Raw genomic sequence first — 21,134 nt, 5'->3', positions numbered from 1 at the left:
TACGGTATACGGTTTTCAGTAGCTTGCGAAGGGTAATGCGTCAGCTACTGAAAACCGTATACCGTAAACCGCTTACTACCTCCCGTCCACAAAAAGCTTCATTGCCTTGCTTAAAAACTGGGCAAAGTCGGAGTTGGGGATGCCGTTGTGGCTGGTGTAGCGGAGGTCGTCGACATACAACTGGGCAAGTCCCCGGTAAGCCGCCAGCCTGTCGCCGTTGCAAACCGAATCGCCCCACATCCGTTGAATGAAGGCATAATGGCGGGCGACTTGTTGCTGAACGTCGGCATCCGCCGGATCACGGTACATCAATTCCGCCAGTTTTCGGGCAATTTCCTCGCCCTCGGCTTTGGCAGTGGCCCACTCGGTTTTGCTGAGTTGACGGATGTTGTTCTCCGATTCTTCCACGACTTTGGCGCCGTAGGTATCGACGGCTTCCTGTCGGTAGGCTTCTGCTTTTTCTTTCGGGAAGCCTTCGTATAATTCTTCGTCTGTTAGCATGATGGATTCTCCTTTTAGTTTTGAAATGGTTTTGTCAATCGTACTCAGCAAGGTCGTGAGTCGGTCGCGTCGATCTTTCAATGCATTTTGGTGACTTTTTAGCGCATTGACGAGATCGAAATCGGGGTCTTCCAGTACCTGCCGGATTTCCAGCAACGGAAAATCCAGTTCCTTGTAAAAGAGAATCTGTTGCAGTCGGATGAGCTCTTTTTCGCCGTAAAGCCGGTACCGGGCTTCCGTGCGAACGGACGGTTTGAGAAGGCCCAGGCGGTCGTAGTGGTGGAGCGTGCGCACGCTGACCCCCGCCAGATTCGCCAGTTTTTTGACCGAATACGTTTTCATTTTCAGGACGTTGCCGATGTTGACGGTGTAAAGGTAGGCTATGACGCAAGGGGAGAGTCAAGAAAAAAATGAAGTATTTTTTAAACTTTACCGTATTTTACCGAAGTTATCAACTCCCTTGGAAACCCACGCACCCATTCCGGACCTAATCCGACTTGCCCGAACACCCGCCGACGCCGATGCCGTTCTGTGGATGATGGAAACGTTTTGCCGACATTTCAACTACCCGTTCGACCGGCCACTCCGCCAGACGCTCATTCGGCAAGTCCTGGAAAATCCGTCGCTGGGCTCGCTGTGGTTGGTTGAGTTGGAGAATAAACCGGTGGGCTACGCGGCCCTGACCTACGGTTTTGCTTACGAGTTTGGTGGCAAAACCGCCCTGATCGACGAACTGTTCATTGAAGAGAGACACCGGGGCGGAGGGAAGGGGCGACAGGTTTTACAAAATCTGCAAAAAGCCGCCGACGAACTCGGTGTGTCGGTCATCCTTTTACAAACTGAAAAGTACAATACCCGCGCTAAACTGTTGTACGAATCCGCCGGTTTTGTCGACCAGGAACGCAGTACGCTGATGTGGAAGAAATAGGGTTACGGAAAACCGTATACCATGCACTCTAAACAATACACAATGAAGTTTTTTGTTCCCGCTACCAAAAATACCGAAGAAGCAGAAAAGGTCCACGGCATTTTGCGGAAGGCCATGCTGAAACACCGCTACGAAACCACTGATTTACGCATTTATTCTATCACGTTCGATGATAATGGGATGCGGATTACGGAAACCGTGGGCAAACCGTCCGAGACCTCCGGCGAAACGATCGTGGCCATCTTCCAATCCGGCGATCTCTATTTGATTTGTACGAATAACCGGGGCGTTCTGCGGGGCATGCCCATGATTGCGGGCGAGTGGGCGGTGAACAATGTAGAGTTGTTTGAAGGAGCGGAGTGAAATCAATTTTTCCGCACAAACTTCACTTCATATCCTTCCGGCACTTTCGGAATCACCACGTAGTTCCCGCGTCCATCTGAGGGAGAGCAGCGTCTGCAATACCGCTCGGTCACCGTGTAGATGACACGTTTGGTGGCATCGTCACGTTGCACATCCAACTGATAAGTGCTTTTGCACCCCCGGTTGACGGTCGAAAGGCCGAGGACGTCGTTTTTGGAAAAATCGATGGTTTCCAGACGCCCGGCGCAGCAATGGTCAAATACCCGCTGGAATTCCTCCGCTGTTGAAATCCGCAGGCCAAATCTGCCTAAATCGCCAATTTTCTGATCATAGGCAACACGGTCAGACAAAACGGCGGTAATAATCCCGGTTGTTTCATCCTCCATTGTTTCGCAATCGACATCATGCTTGCAAGCCAGAAAACCGATCAGCAGAAAGAAAAAAAGTGGTTTCATTGTTGATAGATAATTGAGAAAGGCCGGGAAAACTCAGGGTTGACATCGCATGTATCGTTATGTATTCCTCACTGAAATCCGTCATAATACGCGACCGCATTGACGAGTTGTAAGACATCCAGTTTCCGTTGGGTGAGGTACTGATTGAGCCGGCTGGTCGGATCATCCAGCACGCTCAGGACGGATTTGCGGGACAAACTCACCGTCCGGGGTCTGTCGTTATTTCGTTGAATAAAATAGGTTTTCTGGCGCCGGAACGTCCCGTCGAACGGATCATCGAGGGTATACGCTTCTCTTTTCGGCACAATCAGGTTGCAGCGAAGCTGTTTCAGCACCCGGGTTTTACCCGCGTACAAAACCTTGTAGTAGGCCCGGCTGGTCTGGCCGCCCTTCTGGCTGACCTGACTGATAAACTTCATGTCATTGACCGTAAACGCATCCGGCTGAACCTCGTATTCCTGCTCATCGCCCTCAAACCGGCACTTGACGACGTTGGTGGCGATGTTAAAGGCGATCAGGCAGGGGATGGGCTTTTTCGAATCACCGGTTTCCAGCGTACCGGGTTGCCAGACGGGAAAGGTCAAATACTCACTGCCCAGGTAGGTCACCTGCGTTATGCTCTGACTGCGATCCGGCCGGTTCATGAGCAATCCGCCTTTGGAATCATAATAGCGACAGGTGGTGATTACCCGCTTTTGCGCATCCTGCGTAACGACACACTGGCTATGGCCACGAACCGGCAGCGTGCCCAGCAAACCAATCAGGAGGAGAAAACGATACAACATAGGAACAGCCGAAAAGGGTTACAGGAATAACCGAAGCGGTTTTAATTCCAGCCTTAAGTTACTCATAATGCGGGAAAGATTTTCAGTGAGGAGGGCAGATTCGTTGAGGTGGAAAGGAAGGAAACCGATTTAGTGGGCTTATCCATTTTATTTGATACGAGCTAAGTTACTGTATTTAGTAATTTATATATAAAAATAAGTACTTTAGTGGCTCATCCCCGTTTTTAATTACACCACTAAACTCCCCTTCTTTACAGATGAAAAAAACCTTTACGCGTGTCGCCAGTGCCAGCCTCAGTGTTGTATTTTTGACTGGTTTGTTTGGAAGCTGTTCCCGACCTGATCACCGGCCGGATAATTGCCTGGGGGTAAGTTCGCTGATCGAAGGATGTCCGAACGGCTTTACTTTATTTGCTGAAATTGTTAAATCCACTGGCAATGCCACTCCCGCTACGGGTACACCGCTGGTGATTGCGCCGGGTGATATCATGAGTGGAGAAGACGGTTGTTATTACAAAGGGAACCTGATCGAACCCTTTGAAAATAACAGCAGTTTGCGGATTACGACGGCAATCCACTGGCAACAGTATAAATGCACTGATACGTCCCGATAAAAAGGGGCAACGGTATTGGTAGTGAAACCGCTTCGAAAATGGTCAACATTTCTGGAGCGGTTTTTTTGCTGTATTTTCCTTAGGGCCAGCCTTCCATCCGCGTCCTGAGTAAAAATCTGCCCAAAATGACTTTAGAATTCGATTGAACACTAACCGATGAAGTCCTTATCTTCCTTCGTTATTCCATGAATGTAGCCCTACCATCTGGGCAGGTGTTGAAAGCCCGTCTGGCCACTCAATTGATTTTTCTGGTTTGCGGTTTGGGCATGTCCAGTTGGGCTCCGATGGTTCCCTTTGCCAAAGATCGCTTAGCCTTGAATGACGCCAAGCTGGGCTTTTTACTATTGATGCTGGGTGGGGGGTCTATGCTGATGATGCCCATCTCCGGCTGGCTGGTGGGACGTTTTGGCAGCCGCATCGTCATAGCTGGTTCTGCGCTGGTTATGGCACTGGCCCTACCGCTGCTGGTCATCCTTCCCTCCACATCGGCGATGGCCCTAATGCTATTTATATTCGGTGCCAGCATTGGCACCATTGACGTTGCGATGAATGCACACGGTGTTCAGGTGCAAAACCTCTACGGAAGGCCCATCATGTCGTCCCTACACGGCCTTTTTAGCGTGGGTGGACTGCTGGGTTCCCTCGGTTTGGGCTTTTTGATCAAACTGGGACTCAACCCCGTTTATGCCGCCATCAGCATTGCCACCTTGATGATCCTGATCACGCTGACTCAATTCCAATCCTTGTTTCCTTTAGCGGTAGAGCAACAGGCGATCGCCCACTTTTCGGCAACCGATGAGAAACCGACGGCGGTTAACCGGCGGTTTAGTTGGTTGGACGGCAGGGTTATCTTTCTGGGACTGATGTGCTTCGCTATTTTTCTGGCCGAAGGGGCCGTTCTGGATTGGAGTGCCATCTTTCTGAGGGATGACAAAGGAATCGAAGCGGAATTTGCGGGTGTCGGCTATTCGGCCTTTTCGATTGCCATGGCGACGATGCGGTTAGTGGGGGATAAACTGGTGGCCCGTTTGAACGAAAAAACGGTTGTGGTGGGAGGCAGCTTGCTCGGGGCTGTGGGTCTGGGCATCGCCGTCCTGAGTCCCTGGGTCCTGGGGGCGCTAATCGGCTTCGTTCTGTTAGGCCTGGGAGCCGCCAATATTGTGCCCGTGTTTTTCAGTCAGGCGGGAAGGCTGCCGGGTATTTCGCCGACCGTGAGCTTACCGGCCATCACAACCATGGGCTATACCGGAATGCTGGCCGGTCCGGCTTTATTGGGTTTTATCGCGCAACATGCTTCGTTGCGTATTGCTCTGGGCTGCCTGGCCGTGCTGTTGTTGTTGGTGGCCGTGAGTTATGGTATGAAAAGAAAAGCGGCTTCAAAGGGATAACTGCACTTACGGGCTTTTTGCTCAATGTTTTCAGGACAAACCAGTAAGCCTTAAAGGTAATGAGGCCAGTATTGAACGGATTGAGCAGATTGCGTACCCGAGGATGCTGGTGTTTAATTGTCTAATAATCAATCAACAAACCTCAAAATTATAAAGTGAAATTCTTTTTAGACAGGGTGATTTAAGAATTATGCGTGGCTCTTTTTTTATCGGCTGGATTACGGCCGTTCTACTTCTAAGATCGACACTGCTGGCTCATGGACAAACGACTGCCGTCTTAACCGGCTATGTAACAGATGCCACGACGGGAAAACCCATGCCATTTGCCAACGTTTATGTGAATGGATCAACGCGGGGTGCAGTCACCGACGAAAAGGGCTTTTATACGTTGGCCGGTGTGCCATTGGGTACGGTCGAAATAGCCGCTTCATTCGTTGGGTATCAGCCCGCCACACAAAAAATTCGATTTGATAATGCGTCTCCGCAAAAAGCCAGTTTTCGGCTGGAACCCAGTGTACAAATGCTGGATGCCGTCACCGTACGGGGCAATCCGAAGGGCTGGGAGCGGCACCTGCGTCAGTTTAAAAAGCTACTCTTCGGCGAGCCTTTTGGCGGACAATGTTTGCTGGTAAACAGCGAAGTTCTCCATTTTAAAGAGGATAAAGATCATCTGTATGCGATGGCTAATGAGCCGTTGATCATTGAAAATCAGGCACTGGGCTATCGGCTGATTTATGCATTGCAGCATTTCGATGCCACGCCGTCAGGAAATGTTTTTTCGGCGGGTACGGCGCGTTTCGAAGAAGTAAAACCCGAGAACGAACGGCAGGCCAACCGGTTCCGCCGAAACCGGCTGATGGCTTACCAGGGGTCGATCAGGCACCTGATGGCCAGCCTGATCGATAATACGTTCGAGCAGGCCGGCTTTAAGGTTTATCAGGAAGATGTCACCAGGCTGATCCCCCCCGAACGTCGGTCCATTACGCTGGCCGCTGCGGTTGGCGACTACAAGCGATTGATTCCCGTTCAGGTTTCTACGTTGATTCAACCCGGCCGATTACCAACCGAACGCCGGTTAGTTTCGCCCATGAAACTGATCGTATTCTATACGAATGCGGTTTCGAATTTCTCGCCCTATCCCGATGCCCGTTACGCCTATACGGAAATGAAACTACCGGGCGGTCAAATGCAAATGACCGTCAATGGGGTGATTACGATGCCGGAAGGGATGGAAGCGAAAGGGTCGATGGGTAATGACCGGCTATCGACAATGTTGCCCGCCGACTGGAAACCTGACGGTACTGAAAAGGTGTCCCTGACAAACGCCCCGTTGGCTACCCAGGGAAAATTCCTGCCCCCCGACACTGCCCTGGGACGGATCACGGCGGCCTTCAATGAGCGATTCAAGTTGCTGGCTCCCAGTGTGTTTGTGCACATCGACAAACCCTTTTACGCCACTGGTGACCGGCTTTGGATGAGTACGTACTTGCTCGACGCGGCTAGTCACCAGCGAGCCGGTGGCGAAACGGCCCTGCAGATCGACCTGCTTACGTCAACCGGCCAACTCGTGCAGCACCAGTGGGTACGGATCGTGGACGGACGAGGCCAGGGTAATTTCCGCCTGTCGGATACCCTCACGACGGGAACGTATCGCCTGCGTGCCTATACCGATGAAGATGATGCCCAGCGACGCCCGGCTTTCGAGCGGTCGGTGGCGATCTATAATCTGCTTCGGAACGAGGTATCGATCCGTAGTGATTCGGTTTCTCAGCCATTAGACATTCAGATTTTGCCCGAAGGGGGGCGCTGGATTGCTGGATTGCCAGCGCGTCTGGGCGTAAAAATTGTTCAGCCCCATGGGCACGGTTTGTCCATTGCGGGACGGATTGTGGATGATTCAGGCGTTGAAGTCGTTCGTTTCAAGACCAATCAACAGGGCATGACCAGTGTGTCGATGGAGCCTAAACCGCAGCGGACGTATTACGCCGAAGTAATATATAACCACCAGCCGCAACGCGTGTCTCTGCCCAAAACCGAAACGGACGGTTTGTTGCTTTCGGCCGATGCCGTTAGCGATACAACCCATCTGGCGTTGACCATCAGGAATTCTAACCGGGCCGTTAGCGACTCCGCGTATATGCTGATTCAGCAGCATGGCCGGGTGGTCGATCAGCGAAAAATTCTCCTGCAAAATGGGGTGGCGAAGGTAAATTTACCCATGACGACCTGGTTGCCGGGTCTGGCGCAAATCACCCTGTACGATGCCACCGCCCGGCCGCAGGCCGAGCGATTGATTTTTGTGCCTGAGGTTATTGCGCCGGTTCGTGTGCGGATGGGTTTCAACAAAAACCGGTATCAGCCCCGCGAACCGGTTACCCTGAGCATTGCGCTGAACGATAACGGCTTACCGGCTTCAGGTGCTTTGTCGGCGTCGATTACCGATGCCGGCCAGGTGCCGGATGATACTGCCGACGCGACGTTGCAGGCACACTTGTTGCTAACGGGAGAGCTTCGGGGACGGATCGAAAATCCCAATCGCTACGTTGAGAATCACTCGGCCGAAACCCGCCAGGCGCTGGACGACCTGCTATTGACGCAGGGCTGGCGCCGGGTAAGTGGCACGCCGGAAACAGACTCGCTGGGCGGAGTATCGCTCAGGGGCCGGATTTTGAATGCGAAAAAGCAACCCATACCCGGCGCGCAAATTACCGTGGTGTCGACAGCCGCCAAGCAATCGTTCGTCAAATCAGCCGACGCCGACGAACAGGGGCGGTTCCGATTGGCGGGGCTGGCCCTTACGGATACCATTCAGTTGATGACGCAACTCGCTGATCGTTACAAAAAAAAGATCACTACCAAAGAAGCCTTTCTGGTTCAGGAAAGGCCCGGCCAACAATGGGAATCCAGTCAACTAACGACTGCGCCCAACGGGTCAATGTTGCGCGCTCACCTGGAAGCGGTCCGCATTCGGCAGGGAGCAAATGCCGATTTTTACCGGGATAAAACGACGAAAGTGCTGGAAGAAGTGACGGTTCGGGCGCGAAAAAATGAGGAGAGGCCCGAGGACATTCAACAACGTAGTTTGCACAACGGGGCTGATGCCGTTCTGGTGTTCGACGATAAATCGCCAACCTATTCGAATCTGTACGAAATGATTCAGGGACGCTTGCCAGGTGTGACGATTACCCGTGAGGGAGCCTCACAAGCGCGTAGCTACAAGGTCTTTATCCGGGGTGTAAATAGTTTCAAAAGTGGAATGCAGCCCTTGTATTTGATCGATGGTATTCCCGTTCAGGACCCTGATGGAACCGCTTTGATGCAATTCAATTCAGGGGATATGGAACGGGTCGAATTGTTGAAAAATGGGGGTACAACCGGTATCTACGGGGTTCGGGGCGGGAATGGCGTGATTGCTTTTTACTCCAAAAGCAAACGGTCCATGCAGGGCAAAGCCAAACCCCAGGCGGGCATGACGCCGATTCAATTTATCGGGTATCCGTCGGTGCAGCGCGAATTTTATGTGCCCCGCTATGATGCGGACGCAGCGACCGGCGCTGTTGCTGGCGCCGTCGATTACCGGGACGTCTTATACTGGAAACCCATGATGCAAACCGACGGTCAGGGGCACAGCCAGCTCCGGTTTCCGTTATCGGATGTCGTCCGGACGGTACGCGTGGTGATACAAGGCATTACGGCTGATGGACGTCCGGTTTTGGGCATTCAGTTGGTTCAGGTGCAATAAGGTGGCCGCCCGCTTGCCCCAATTCGGATGATGTGTTCACTGAACCGGCCATTGCCCTAGGAAGATGCTATCAGGAAATGATTCGGGATCTTTGCGGGATTGCTGAGCGTGAAATGGAGGATGCAATGGGAAGATGATAATCGAATCCGTAATTGACACAATTGATAAAGTAGAACCATGATTGCGAAAAATCTAATTTCAACAGCGTCTTGAGTAACATTCTGCCTAAAAGGATTTTAGGGTTCGATTTAAACCAAAACGATGAAGTGCTTTATCCTTTTTTCGACCTTGCTGTATGTGAGTATTGTCAACGCGCTGGGGCAATGTACGGTTACCAAAGACGTGCATGGGCAAGTAATCACGACGTGTCAATCAAGTAATTTTACGTCTGAAACTACCCCGCGCTATAAACAGGTTTCCATTTTAGGCAGTGAATATGTCAGCTTCCCGGTATGGCAGGAAGGCCGAATTCGTTTAGACCCATCGGGACAAGCGGTCGCTTGCGTGCTGGCTTACAATGTAGTAAGCCAGGAAGTATTGTGCCGTTTCGAAGGCGATTTAACGGAGAAGACAGTCACCCCTCATTCATTTGTCATTAATGGTATTGAGTACATTCGTCAGGTAAAGAGTGTAATGGGCATTAAGTACCCGCTGTATACGACGGAGCTTACTGGAGGGCAAACGAAGCTTTTAAAAAGTGTGAAAGGCCGTTACGTTAAAATGTCGATCAGTAATGGGTACGATAAAGACAACCCCTTTGTCGGTTATTATCAGGTTGATCAACGGTATTTCCTTCAAAAAGGAGATGCCGTCCCCCAACCCATTACCTTGACAAAAAGCGCTCTGCTCTCAGTTCTGGAGGATCAAAAAGACATCCTTGATTCCAAACTGCCGAACAGGCAGCTTACCGTCGAACAGGTAATCAATGTCGTGGGTCTGTATGATTCTTTGAGGGTAGCAGCTCAACTCAATTCAACCTCCTTGTCTACGGATGCTGTTTTTAAAGACCTGCTTAGGACGCACATCAAGTATCCCGCACGGGCCTGGAATGCACAGGTATACGCTCGGGTGTATGTCGGTTTTGAGATCACAAAGGCGGGGCAACTGGCTAACGTCCAATTACTAAGTCCGGAAAATGTCGGGTTTGGATTTGGGGAAGAGGTTACAAAAGCTTTAAGTAATCTGACTAAAACCAAATCGGAGTATGCAGGTCGGTACGCTTTACCGGTGACCTTTATGTTTACCACGGCATTGGATAAGCGAACGAAATTCGTGCCGGTAAATACCTTGTCGACGGATCTTTTGGAAGGACGTACGGTGTTAGATGAATTGGTAGTCAACCAGGTAATGGGGAAAGACGTGGCTAAGAATCGGGAAGTTTGGGGGTATTATAAATGATTCCTTTACATAAGTCTAGTTAAAAAAGAGTCTGGAGAAACGGAAAAATCAGACTTTGATAACTCAATAATACCACAAAAACCGAGCATCATCGTATTTTATTCTTTTATGATCTGAGTAAAGACCAGCCGAAATACAGTCGTAAAATTATCTACACCTGGTATGTGACAGGAGTACTTCTTTTGACCACGAAGAATAAACCTGTACTCAGTGAAAGGTTGCCAAGCAGGATCGGCTAAAGTAGGATCACAAAGCTCTATTGGTACGATATGATTGGAATTCTGAGGATCAATATAATGAAAGGTGCCATTCTTGAATAAGCGGCTTTCACCTTGGATAATTCTTGATAAAACGTGCTGTCACAACCGCAATCTGGCGTAATGTCTCTCTTGGTACAGGATACCAGCAACGTTGCGATCAGTAGAGAGAAGAGAAGGTTGATCATTTCACGGTGCTAGAGGGGTGATCAACATGAGCTTAAAATGGTATGGCCAGGTATAAGAAAGCTGAAAACTAGATAATTATTATCAGTCAAGAAAGCTGCGATAAAAAAACCGGTTATAACACAACCGGTTTTTTTATCATTAAATGGTAAGCCTACTCTTTGCAATTAATAGTATAATCGATTACCTGAACAGAGGTCCTGCTTTTCGAACCGTTAGCCGCGTAAGTATAATCGACTTCAACTTGACGCTTTACCTGGCCATTGCTGTCGAAGGTATAATGGTATTCAAAAAGGAAGGACCCGTTTGCCGGGCTGGAACCGTAATAAAGTGTCATTCGGGTAAGAAGATTTTTGCTTTTTTTTACGGCAAACCAATAAATCGAAGGAAGGTTGGGTTTGGAAAGATCATATTCATAGAGAGTGGTACTTTTAAGACCTGACTGGGGTTGGTAGGTTGTATATTTGACGATGTTACCATTCTCTATTGTATACTCCGCTACGCCATCACCAAACGATTGTTTGTTCCAGGAATAAGGAAACGTAGATTTCACAATAAACCCATCGGAGTTATACTCGTATTGATAGGAGGAGGTAGGATTTACAGTATTGCCGTGCTCATTGACCGTAGCGGTAGATTTGCTTTCCGAGCCGTTTGGGTACGTTATGCTATGGACGATTTGATTGGCGGGATATTCGTAGCGGTCTGTCCGGACATCCTTTAATTGCGTGGGCGTTGGCAGATAACTCACTTTGGTGACCCGGCCCTGGTCGTCATATTCGTACTGCTCGTGTGCATAAATCCCTATCTCAATCTTTTGCCCATCGATTTCAAGGTTCTCTTTTGGATTTTTCAGGTCGATCGTGGAGCTTTGGTAGACCATATCCGCAATCTTACATTGTTGGCTTGTAGCGGGTACCAAATGGTCCTGCACTGAACAGGAACCAAACAGAAATAAAAAAGTCCCAGGAATTGCAAAGCGGGTAAAAAGTAGCTTCATCGGAAATAAAATTTAGTGAATAGTTGGCTACGAATAGAATTATGACCCTAATATATGTTCAAAAGTTGGAAGGTACATTCTATAAAATTCAGAATGTATATAGAAATAATCTGCCAGGCTCACTTCTTATCGAAACGAGCCAAATTGACTGACAGTTTACTGAATACGTTGAATTTTTGATGCTATTATGGTAAATATATGACCTCGAACGGCCTTACTATTGTCATATGGAAGCCGGTAACGTTTTCAAGGTCACATACGTAAAAACAATGCATGTGAAAATTTAAACTAGAATGGACCACATTACTTTAGTTCGGGATGCTTACTAAGGAAGAACCTTCCAAAAACAGATGAAGGAGATGTGACTTTCCATCTTCAAAGTCTGCGTACATTTCTTTAAAATTTATCGGCAATGGGTAGACTATTTTTAACTCAGGCGTTGATTTGTCCAATCTACTACTTTCCAGAATGTAATCGTTGTAATCTGCCGTTTTGAGGGCACTCTTCGGCTGCTGCGGTTTAGCGCATGTGATTAATTTCCCTACAGGAAAAGGGTGGCAAATCGAATTTGCTGCGTTGTAGGTGCAGGCTTAGTGATCCTGAATAAAAATGAAAAAGCCCTCTACGCTATCGTAGAAGGCTTATCGTGAACCCGAAGGGATTCGAACCCCTATCGTCGGTACCGGAAACCGAAATTCTATCCATTGAACTACGGGTCCATTCGCGGGCTACTGCCCGTTTCGGGTTGCAAATATAGTGATTGTTATGCCTTTTTCGCAAGCCCGGCTTTTTCTTTTTTATTCATTTGCCCCTTTTTTTGGGAGCCTTGGCGCCTTTCTCCCTCACTTACAGCAACTTCATGGTGTCATAATCACCCACCGCGTGGAGGTATAAAAAGTGAATCAGCAGCCCGTTGATGTTGGTGATGAGCTTGTGGGCTTCGGGCAAGGTCGTTACGGCAGTGGTAATGCGTTCCAATTCGGAGGCCACACCCATGTCCTTGTGGTGAAAATCCATGATTTGCTGGCGCGGCAGTTCGCGCTCCACAAAGAAATAATGCATGGCTTCGTCGCTGGTGCCGGTGCTGGGAAACCAGAGCCGGTTGTTGAGTTTGGTCAACTCCTCCGGTTTGACATCCAGACCGATTTCTTCGCCCACCTCGCGGGCAGCCACCTCCTGCGGGTCATCGGACGCGTCGACCATGCCCGCCGGATGTTCGTAGGTGTGTGAGCCGTCGCAGATCCGCCGTTGGCGCACCAGCACCACGTATTTCTCCTTCGTTTCCTGGTCGATTAGGCACACCAGCACCGACGCTGCGTGGCCTTTCAGAAATAGCGCGGGTGGTATTTTGTCGCCTTCCGGTGTGTTGGCATCCACTTCCAGCATGGCGAAAAGTACCTCGCCGTTGTGGCGTCGGCGGATGTAAAACTCGTCTATTTTGTTGATGGTCAGTCCGTTGGTTTCGGCCTGTTGTTTCCAGAACCGGTATTTGGGCGCATCAGCCAGCGATTCTTTTTTCATATTTATTCGTTTTGGAGGGATTGTTTTCGGTTATTGCGACCCGGCAAAGTAGCCGTACCGCATCCGATACGCAAGTAACAAACCCTTTTTTAAAGTCCGGTAATTTTTAATCCAGACCTGATCTTTTGCTGTTTTCCACTGCCTTGTCAAAACAAAAACGAGTTGTTTTTGTAAAAACCGGTTTAAATCGGGGGGCAAATTTCGGAAACGTGTATATTTGCCATTCGCCATAGCTTGTAGTTTACAGATTCAATGACGTATTGTTTAGGTATCAAAGTAGCCTCCGGCTTAGTCGCCATTGCCGACACCCGACTTACCTCCGGCTCCGAAGTTTCGAGTAATCGTAAGATTTCGGTTCACGAACTGGAAAATCACTCTCTGTTCATCATGACCTCCGGGCTGCGCTCCGTCCGCGACAAGGCCATCACCTACTTTCGGGAAGTGATTGGGGAGAAAGACCGGTCCTTCAACAAATTGTACAAGGCGGTGAATGCCTTCGGTGAGCAGGTCAGGCGCGTGGCCATTGAAGATAAAGCCGCGCTGGAAGCGTCCGGCATGCACTTTAATCTGAACGCCATTGTGGGCGGGCAACTGGAAGACGACGAAGAACACAAACTTTTTCTGCTCTATCCGGAAGGAAACTGGGTGGAAGTCGACCACGGTTCTCCGTTCAAGATCATCGGCAATTCGGGCTACGGAAAACCGCTGTTGTACCGGAATCTGACCTACGAATCCTCCCTGCAGGATGCTCTGAAAATGGGCTTCCTGGCGTTTGATGCCACGCGGGTCAGCGCCAATGACGTGGATTATCCACTCGATGTGGTGGTATACGCGAAAGATAGTTTTCATCTGACCGAGCACCGACTCGAAAAAGAAGATATGGAAGGCGTGTCGAACCAGTGGAGTGCGTTACTGAACAATTCAGTTCGTAAACTCCCAACGGCCTGGATGAATCCCATATTTGACAAAATACTCTAATTCGGAAAGCCACGCGTTAACCACCTCTACGCACCAATGAAACTTCGGGTAAGGCATGAACTCCGGTATGACTATTCAGCAGCGGTATCTCTGGAACCGCATACCCTGTATTTATACCCCAAAATTTACCCGCACCAACGGCTAAACCACTACACGCTGCACATTGATCCGCTGCCCAGCAAGCTGGTCAGCAATGTCGATATCGAAGGCAACACGCAGCAAGTGATTTATTTCACCAGCCAGACCGATACGCTGGTCGTGAGGGCCGAGACGGAAATCGAATCGGACCTGTACAACGCCTACGACTTTTTTCTGTTTCCGTTCGAAACGCAGCGCATCCCGTTCAATTATTCGGACGCCGACCGGAAAATGCTGGAACCGTATCTCGAACGAACCGCCGTCACCACGCTTGTCGAACAATATGCCCGGCAGATCGCGTCGGAAGCCAAATGGCAAACCGTACCGTTTCTGTCGCACCTCTGCACGACAATCCGCAATAATTTTGTGTATGAAACCCGCGATGAAGGACCGGCGACGTCCGCCGAGATGACGCTGATTTCGCGCAAAGGCTCCTGCCGTGATTACGCCGTCTTGTACATTGCGGCCTGTCGGAGCATTGGGCTGGCTGCCCGGTTCGTAAGTGGGTATCTATACGGAAATCCGCAGCAGGACCACGAACTCCACGCCTGGGCCGAGGTATATTTGCCCGGTGCGGGCTGGCGCGGTTTCGATCCGACGGAAGGCTCGGTGGTCATCAATCACCATGTTTTCCTGGCGGCATCCTTTTTCCACGATCGGCTGGCCCCTTTAGCCGGTACGTTTCGGGGGCAGGCCCGCTCGACCATGACGACGACCGTTTCGATAACCGGAACCGAATAGGCTGAGGATCGGAAAAAGAAGTTATCTTTGTTTCAATGGCTGCGTGGTTGGAAATGGGTGGATGGCAAAAAGGATTATACATTCGTTACAATTGAGTAATTGTTTAATAATCAAGCCATTCAATAAATAAAACCATTTATACGTAAACCATTCAGTATATTCATTATTTCTTTCAACGTGGCATTAATAAAGTCGATTTCCGGAATTCGTGGAACCATTGGTGGGCGTAGTGGCGATGGCCTTACACCCCTGGATGTAGTGAAGTTTGCAGCAGCGTACGGACAGTGGGTACGGCAACGCCATCCCGATAACCGCACGGTCGTGATTGGGCGGGATGGTCGGTTGTCGGGTGAGATGGTTTCAAAGCTGGTAGCCGCCACCCTTCAGGGGCTGGGGCTGAATGTGATCGATCTGGGTTTATCGACTACGCCAACGGTTGAACTGGCCGTGACGGGTGAGAAAGCCGCCGGTGGGATTATCCTGACGGCCAGCCACAACCCGATTCAGTGGAATGCACTCAAGTTGCTGAACGAGAAAGGGGAATTTATTTCCGAAGAAAATGGCACCGACGTGCTGGCAATAGCCGAATCGGAAGCGTTCGACTTTGTGGACGTCAAGAAATTAGGCTCCTACCGAACCGACGACACCTGGCTTCAAAAGCACATCGACGCCATTCTGGCCCTGCCGCTGGTCGACAGGGAAGCCATTGCGGCCCGAAAATTCAGGCTCATCGTCGACGCCGTCAACTCAACTGGTGGTATTGTCGTTCCGATGTTGCTGGAGGCCCTGGGCGTGGAATCGATTCAGCGACTGCACTGCGAACCCACGGGTCAGTTTGCCCACAATCCGGAACCGCTGCCCGAAAACCTGCGCGACATCATTGTCGAAATTGAGAAAAACGAATACGATCTCGGCATTGTAGTCGATCCCGATGTCGACCGGCTGGCACTCATCTGCGAAGACGGTTCTCCGTTTGGTGAAGAATACACGCTGGTGGCCGTGGCGGATTATGTGCTGAAAAACCGGTCGGCGGATCAAAAACCGGGCAACACGGTTTCGAACCTGTCGTCGACGGTCGCCCTGCGCGATGTGACGCAAAAATATGGTGGAAAGCATTCGGCTTCGGCGGTTGGTGAAGTCAATGTGGTGGAAATGATGAAAGAAGTCGATGCGGCCATCGGTGGTGAAGGCAACGGCGGTATTATCTATCCGGATCTGCATCTGGGCCGTGATGCGCTGGTGGGGATTGCCCTTTTCCTGACACACCTGGCCAAATTTGGCAAATCGGCATCGATGCTGCGCCGAACGTACCCGAATTATTACATCTCCAAAAATAAGATTGAACTGACGCCAGACATCAACGTCGACGCAGTGCTGGACCGGATCAAGGCCAAATACGCCAAAAATCCCATCAACACCATCGACGGTGTCAAGATCGAATTCGACAAAGAGTGGGTGCATCTGCGCAAATCCAATACCGAGCCCATCATCCGGATTTACTCCGAATCCGATACGCTTTCAACGGCGGATTACCTGGCCAACAAAATCATTTCGGATATTAAAGAAGTGATTGCAGCCAAGTTATAATCGGCATCCGATTCACCCCCAGCCCGATTCGGAGGTTGGGGGCAATTTCTAATTTAGTACCTTTGTGGTGTATTACACAACATCACAATGCGCGCTTACTTTGACAATGCCGCCACCACCCGACTCGACCCGGAGGTGCTGGAAGCCATGCTTCCGCTCATGACTGAGGAATTCGGCAATCCTTCTTCGATTCATTCCCACGGACGGAAAGTCCGGACGGCCATCGAGCGGGCCCGCAAAACCGTCGCTACGCTACTCAACACGTCCCCGGCCGAAATATTCTTTACCTCGGGTGGAACCGAAGCCGATAATACCGCCATCCGCAGTTCCATCGAAACCTACGGGTTAACGCATGCCATCACGTCTCCGCTCGAACACCACGCCGTGCTGCACACGCTCGAACACCTGCATAAGCAGGGTGCGGTCAAGCTGAATCTGGTGGAAGTGGATGAAGCGGGACGCATCAATCTGTTGCATCTGGAAGAATTGCTCCGGGCGCATCCCAACACCCTCGTGTCGCTGATGCACGGCAACAACGAGATCGGCAACCTGCTCGATCTGGAAACGGTTGGCCGGCTTTGTCAGGAACACAAAGCGGTTTTTCATTCCGATACGGTACAGACGATGGGCCATTATCGGCATGATTTACAGCAGCTTCCGGTCGATTTTATCGTCGGTGCCGCCCATAAATTCCACGGCCCCAAAGGCGTCGGTTTTCTGTACGTGAATGCGCATACCAAATCCGGTCGTGGCCCGATTCATCCGTTTATTCACGGCGGTTCGCAGGAGCGCAACATGCGGGGCGGAACTGAAAATGTCTATGGGATTGTGGGGCTGGCCAAAGCGCTGGAAATTGCGTATGCCGAGATGGAAAGCCACCGGCAGTACATCGAAAGTCTGAAAAGCCGGATGATTGGTCAACTGCGCGAACGGCTGGATGGCGTATCGTTCAATGGGCTGTCGGCTAATCTCTCCGAAAGTTTGTATACGGTTTTGAACGTCGGTCTGCCGTCGTCCGAAATGAGCGATATGCTGCTGTTCAACCTCGACATTGCGGGCATCTCGGCTTCGGGCGGCAGCGCCTGCACCAGTGGTTCCAACCTCGGCTCCCACGTGCTTTCGGCTCTGCCCCACAACGATGCCGAGCGGGGAGCCATCCGGTTTTCGTTCAGCAAATACAATACTGTCGAAGAAGTGGATTATGCCGTTGATACGCTGGTCGAGCTGTTCAAACGCGAGCAGGCGGCTGTGAAATAAGGAATTATACCTGTAAAATGGTGAATATCAAATGTGAAAGTTAGAAGAACCAGCCACTTTTACATTTGATATTCACCATTTTACAGGTATAATTAAAGCAAATATCGAACACTGAATAACGAATATTGAATAGCGAAAGAAGGGACGCTGACCAGCGAGGAGGCATCGTTTCGCTATTCGGTATTCAACATTCACTATTCGTTATTACCGCATTCTCAAAACTTCTTCCTTCCTCAGCGGGTTACCATTCCTGTAACCCAAACAAACCACCATGCAGTCCCGAACGTGTCTGATTACTGGTGCCAATTCCGGCATCGGGCGAATAACCGCAATAGAATTAGCCAAAAAAGGTTTCAATATCATCATGCTTTGCCGGAATCTGGAAAAAGCCCGGCCCGTTCGTCAGGAGATCAAGAGCGTCAGCAAAACCGGGTATGTCGATCTGCTCTGGTGCGATCTGGCCAGCCAGTCGTCCGTGATTCAGGCCGCGCGGGAAGTCATCGACCGCTTCGACCGGCTGGATGTTTTGATCAACAATGCCGGTTTATATATTGAAAAAGAACAATATACGCCCGAAGGCATCGAGCTAACCTTTGCCACCAACCACCTGGGGCCGTTTCTGCTGACCAATCTGTTGATCGACCTGCTTCGGAAAGGAACAGATTCCCGCGTCATTACCGTCTCCTCCGAAGCGCATCGCTGGGATCGGGGTTTCAAATTCGATGAACTGGCCCAACCACGACATTACGAAGGCATGAAAGCCTACGGAGCCTCGAAGCTGTGTAATATTCTGTTCGCCAACGAATTGGCTGAGCGTCTGGCCGATGACGGCATCACGTCCAACAGCCTGCACCCCGGCGTGGTGAAGACCAATTTTGCCCAGAATTACAGCAACCTCAAAGGTCTGCTTTTCAACCTGGCGCGTCCTTTTTTCATCAGTCCGGAGGAAGGCGCCAGAACCGGTATTTACCTGGCCTCGTCGCCCGAAGTGGACAAAGTGACGGGTTTGTATTTTGCCAAAAACCGCCCCAAACAGCCCAGCGAAGCCGCCCAAAGCCGGTTCAATGCCACAAAGCTCTGGACGCTGAGTGAACAGTTGACCCACCTGAAAAAACACCAGGTAACGGTTTAAGTCAGCGCATTTAACGCTTGTTCCAGATCAGCGATCAGATCGTCGGCGTGTTCAAGACCAACCGAAATCCGTAGTAAGTTCTGGGGAGTCGTCGTGTTGGGGCCTTCTACCGATGCCCGGTGTTCGATCAGGCTTTCGATTCCGCCGAGACTGGTAGCGCGGGTAAAGAGCTGGACGCGACCTGCCACCGTCATGGCTGCGTCGGAACCGCCCTTGATCTGAACCGACAGCATGGCCCCAAACTGCGTCATCTGTTTCTGCGCGATGGCGTGTCCCGGATGGCTTTCCAGACCCGGATAATGAACCGCTTCAACGGCGGGATGCTGATGCAGGAATTGCGCCAGTTGCGAAGCCGTCGCCGATTGCGCCTTCACCCGGATTGTCAGGGTTTTAATGCCGCGTAGCAGCATCCAGCAATCGAATGGGGCCGCAATCGCACCGCCCAGGGTTTGATACCGCCGAACGCGCTGGTAGAAATCACCGTCTTCCTTAAAAATCAACGCGCCACTCAAAACGTCGCTGTGGCCGCCGATGTACTTGGTCGTGGAATGCATCACCACATCACAGCCTAAGTCAAGCGGGCGTTGCAGAATCGGCGTTGCCCAGGTATTGTCGCAGGCACACCACGCCCCGGCCTGGTGCGCCAGATCGGCAATCGCCTGAATATCGGCAATTTTCAACAGCGGATTGGATGGCGTTTCGATCCAGATCAGGCTGGTATTTTCGTGAATGGAACTCCGGATGGCTTCCAGATCCGTAAAATCGACGCGGGTGTAGGTCAGTCCCCAGGGATGAAAAAGTTCTTCGAGCAGGGCCGGAGTTCCGTGGTAAGCATCATCGCCGAGAATGACGTGATCGCCCGGTCGCAGGGCCAGTAGCAGGGTCATCGTGGCGGCTTGCCCGGAGCTAAAGGCCAGTCCGGCAAAACCGCCTTCCAGTTGAGCCAGGGCGGTTTCGAGCAGATCGCGGTTTGGATTGCTGGCCCGGCTATAAATGTGTCCGTGGGGGAACGAGCCATCGGCTTCCCGTTCGAAGGTGGTGCTGAGCGAAATAGGGGGGACGACAGCTCCGGCGTTGGCGTCGGCCATACGAGTTTGGTAGATGGCGAGTGTTTCAGGATGCATAGGGTTTCTAGTTGTGTATGAAAATAATTTAGCGAAAAGCCTTCCCGATTTTTTTATACAAAAGACGGCTTTTGTACTTTACCGCAAGTTTCCATCGGTCAATAACTGGCGGAAATATAACTAACCCGAATTATGATCAAAGCTGAGGGCATGCTTCGCGAAGGCGCGTTGAAAGATAAAACAATTATTGTTACGGGTGGGGGTACAGGGTTGGGGAAATCGATGTCCCGGTATTTTCTGCAACTGGGTGCCAATGTGGTTATTTGCAGCCGAAAATTACCCGTTCTGGAAGCCGCTGCCGCTGAATTGATGGACGAAACGGGCGGGCAGGTATTGCCGCTGGTCTGTGACGTGCGCAAACCGCTGGAAATCGAACAGGTGATTGCCCAAACCGTCGAACGATTTGGGCGGATTGATGCGCTGTTGAATAACTCCGCTGGAAATTTTATCAGCCCAACCGAGCGGTTATCCTACAAAGCGTTCGACGTCGTGGTCGATATCGTGTTGCGCGGGACGTATTATTTCACGCTGGCGGTGGGAAAATACTGGATTGAAAATAAGATTCCGGGAACGGTATTGAATATCTCAACGACCTATGCCACAACGGGTTCCGGTTATGTCGTCCCCTCAGCCGTCGCCAAAGGCGGAGCGTTGATTCTGGTCAAGTCGCTGGCGGCCGAGTGGGCGAAATACGGGATTCGTCTGAATGCGATTGCGCCCGGCCCTTTTCCTACCAAGGGTGCGTGGGATCGGCTTTTCCCCGAACCGCTGGTAAAGATGATGGATCCCATTAGCCGTATTCCGCTCAAACGGGCTGGCGAACACCAGGAACTGGCGAACGTGGCGGCTTATTTACTGTCCGACTACTCCGCGTATATTACCGGCGAGTGCATTACCATCGACGGTGGGGAAGTCCTGTCGGCGGGGGAATTCAATCACCTCGAAAGCGTGACCCCGGAGCAATGGGACGAAATCGGACAGGCGATCAAGGAGTCTAATAAGGCTGGGAAAGAGTAGTTCGTGTGTGAAACCGCTATCA

18 protein-coding genes and 1 tRNA gene are annotated in these 21,134 nt (G+C 50.8%); 12 read left to right on the top strand and 7 right to left on the bottom strand.

What is annotated here, in order from left to right; genetic code table 11:
* Positions 1–75: 75 nt before the first annotated feature.
* Positions 76–843 carry a MerR family transcriptional regulator gene (locus tag FH871_RS14095; RefSeq protein WP_138992075.1) on the bottom strand — a complete coding sequence of 256 codons (768 nt, stop codon included), beginning with the start codon at positions 841–843 and terminating at the stop codon, positions 76–78.
* A gap of 118 nt (positions 844–961) precedes the next feature.
* Between FH871_RS14095 and FH871_RS14090 the strand changes: the two genes are divergently transcribed.
* Both FH871_RS14090 and FH871_RS14085 read left to right on the top strand, forming a co-directional pair.
* Positions 962–1,429 carry a GNAT family N-acetyltransferase gene (locus tag FH871_RS14090; RefSeq protein WP_171062845.1) on the top strand — a complete coding sequence of 156 codons (468 nt, stop codon included), beginning with the start codon at positions 962–964 and terminating at the stop codon, positions 1,427–1,429.
* 42 nt (positions 1,430–1,471) lie between these two features.
* Positions 1,472–1,792 carry a hypothetical protein gene (locus tag FH871_RS14085; protein WP_138992073.1) on the top strand — a complete coding sequence of 107 codons (321 nt, stop codon included), beginning with the start codon at positions 1,472–1,474 and terminating at the stop codon, positions 1,790–1,792.
* 2 nt (positions 1,793–1,794) lie between these two features.
* On the opposite strand, the gene FH871_RS14080 is transcribed toward FH871_RS14085, so the two are convergent.
* Both FH871_RS14080 and FH871_RS14075 read right to left on the bottom strand, forming a co-directional pair.
* The gene (locus FH871_RS14080; protein ID WP_138992072.1) at positions 1,795–2,247 is read right to left on the bottom strand and encodes a hypothetical protein; all 453 of its coding nucleotides are present in this window, start codon (positions 2,245–2,247) and stop codon (positions 1,795–1,797) included.
* Positions 2,248–2,315: 68 nt separating this feature from the next.
* The gene (locus FH871_RS14075) at positions 2,316–3,032 is read right to left on the bottom strand and encodes a hypothetical protein (RefSeq protein ID WP_138992071.1); all 717 of its coding nucleotides are present in this window, start codon (positions 3,030–3,032) and stop codon (positions 2,316–2,318) included.
* A gap of 257 nt (positions 3,033–3,289) precedes the next feature.
* On the opposite strand from FH871_RS14075, the gene FH871_RS14070 reads away from it, so the two are divergent.
* From FH871_RS14070 to FH871_RS14055, 4 genes are all read left to right on the top strand, one after another.
* Positions 3,290–3,646 carry a hypothetical protein gene (locus tag FH871_RS14070; protein ID WP_138992070.1) on the top strand — a complete coding sequence of 119 codons (357 nt, stop codon included), beginning with the start codon at positions 3,290–3,292 and terminating at the stop codon, positions 3,644–3,646.
* A 185-nt stretch (positions 3,647–3,831) separates the two neighbouring features.
* The gene (locus tag FH871_RS14065; protein ID WP_138992069.1) at positions 3,832–5,034 is read left to right on the top strand and encodes an MFS transporter; all 1,203 of its coding nucleotides are present in this window, start codon (positions 3,832–3,834) and stop codon (positions 5,032–5,034) included.
* Positions 5,035–5,224: 190 nt separating this feature from the next.
* Positions 5,225–8,776: a carboxypeptidase-like regulatory domain-containing protein gene (locus FH871_RS14060; protein WP_138992068.1), complete on the top strand. Its 3,552-nt coding sequence runs from the start codon at positions 5,225–5,227 to the stop codon at positions 8,774–8,776.
* 261 nt (positions 8,777–9,037) lie between these two features.
* Positions 9,038–10,174: a hypothetical protein gene (locus FH871_RS14055; RefSeq protein WP_138992067.1), complete on the top strand. Its 1,137-nt coding sequence runs from the start codon at positions 9,038–9,040 to the stop codon at positions 10,172–10,174.
* Between the two features lie 597 nt (positions 10,175–10,771).
* Here the strand turns inward: FH871_RS14055 and FH871_RS14050 are convergent.
* The 3 genes from FH871_RS14050 to FH871_RS14040 form a co-directional block, all read right to left on the bottom strand.
* The gene (locus tag FH871_RS14050; RefSeq protein ID WP_138992066.1) at positions 10,772–11,617 is read right to left on the bottom strand and encodes a hypothetical protein; all 846 of its coding nucleotides are present in this window, start codon (positions 11,615–11,617) and stop codon (positions 10,772–10,774) included.
* Between the two features lie 647 nt (positions 11,618–12,264).
* Positions 12,265–12,336: transfer RNA gene (locus FH871_RS14045), tRNA-Arg, on the bottom strand.
* Between the two features lie 127 nt (positions 12,337–12,463).
* Positions 12,464–13,138, bottom strand: coding sequence for an NUDIX hydrolase (locus FH871_RS14040; protein WP_138992065.1), 675 nt, complete (start codon positions 13,136–13,138; stop codon positions 12,464–12,466).
* 252 nt (positions 13,139–13,390) lie between these two features.
* Between FH871_RS14040 and FH871_RS14035 the strand changes: the two genes are divergently transcribed.
* The 5 genes from FH871_RS14035 (at position 13,391) to FH871_RS14015 (ending at position 18,971) form a co-directional block, all read left to right on the top strand.
* Positions 13,391–14,116: a peptidase gene (locus FH871_RS14035; RefSeq protein WP_114406081.1), complete on the top strand. Its 726-nt coding sequence runs from the start codon at positions 13,391–13,393 to the stop codon at positions 14,114–14,116.
* A gap of 36 nt (positions 14,117–14,152) precedes the next feature.
* Positions 14,153–14,995 (top strand): transglutaminase family protein, encoded by an 843-nt coding sequence (locus FH871_RS14030; RefSeq protein ID WP_138992064.1) that lies wholly within the window; start codon positions 14,153–14,155, stop codon positions 14,993–14,995.
* 177 nt (positions 14,996–15,172) lie between these two features.
* Positions 15,173–16,582, top strand: a complete 1,410-nt coding sequence (gene glmM, locus FH871_RS14025) for a phosphoglucosamine mutase (RefSeq protein ID WP_138992063.1) — start codon at positions 15,173–15,175, stop codon at positions 16,580–16,582.
* A gap of 87 nt (positions 16,583–16,669) precedes the next feature.
* Positions 16,670–17,839, top strand: coding sequence for a cysteine desulfurase family protein (locus FH871_RS14020; protein ID WP_138992062.1), 1,170 nt, complete (start codon positions 16,670–16,672; stop codon positions 17,837–17,839).
* Positions 17,840–18,110: 271 nt separating this feature from the next.
* The gene (locus FH871_RS14015) at positions 18,111–18,971 is read left to right on the top strand and encodes an SDR family oxidoreductase (RefSeq protein ID WP_138992061.1); all 861 of its coding nucleotides are present in this window, start codon (positions 18,111–18,113) and stop codon (positions 18,969–18,971) included.
* Here the strand turns inward: FH871_RS14015 and FH871_RS14010 are convergent.
* Positions 18,968–20,095, bottom strand: a complete 1,128-nt coding sequence (locus FH871_RS14010) for a PLP-dependent aspartate aminotransferase family protein (protein WP_138992060.1) — start codon at positions 20,093–20,095, stop codon at positions 18,968–18,970. The two genes, FH871_RS14015 and FH871_RS14010, sit on opposite strands and share 4 nt — an antisense overlap.
* Positions 20,096–20,227: 132 nt before the next feature.
* Here FH871_RS14010 and FH871_RS14005 point away from each other — a divergent pair, with 132 nt between their 5' ends.
* Complete coding sequence (locus tag FH871_RS14005; protein ID WP_229317284.1) at positions 20,228–21,112, top strand: SDR family oxidoreductase; 885 nt, start codon at positions 20,228–20,230, stop codon at positions 21,110–21,112.
* Positions 21,113–21,134: the final 22 nt, after the last annotated feature.

Origin of the sequence: Larkinella sp. C7 (assembly GCF_006149005.1) — a bacterium.
Classification (GTDB): Bacteria; Bacteroidota; Bacteroidia; order Cytophagales; family Spirosomataceae; genus Larkinella.
This window is presented reverse-complemented; position numbering and strand designations above follow the sequence as displayed.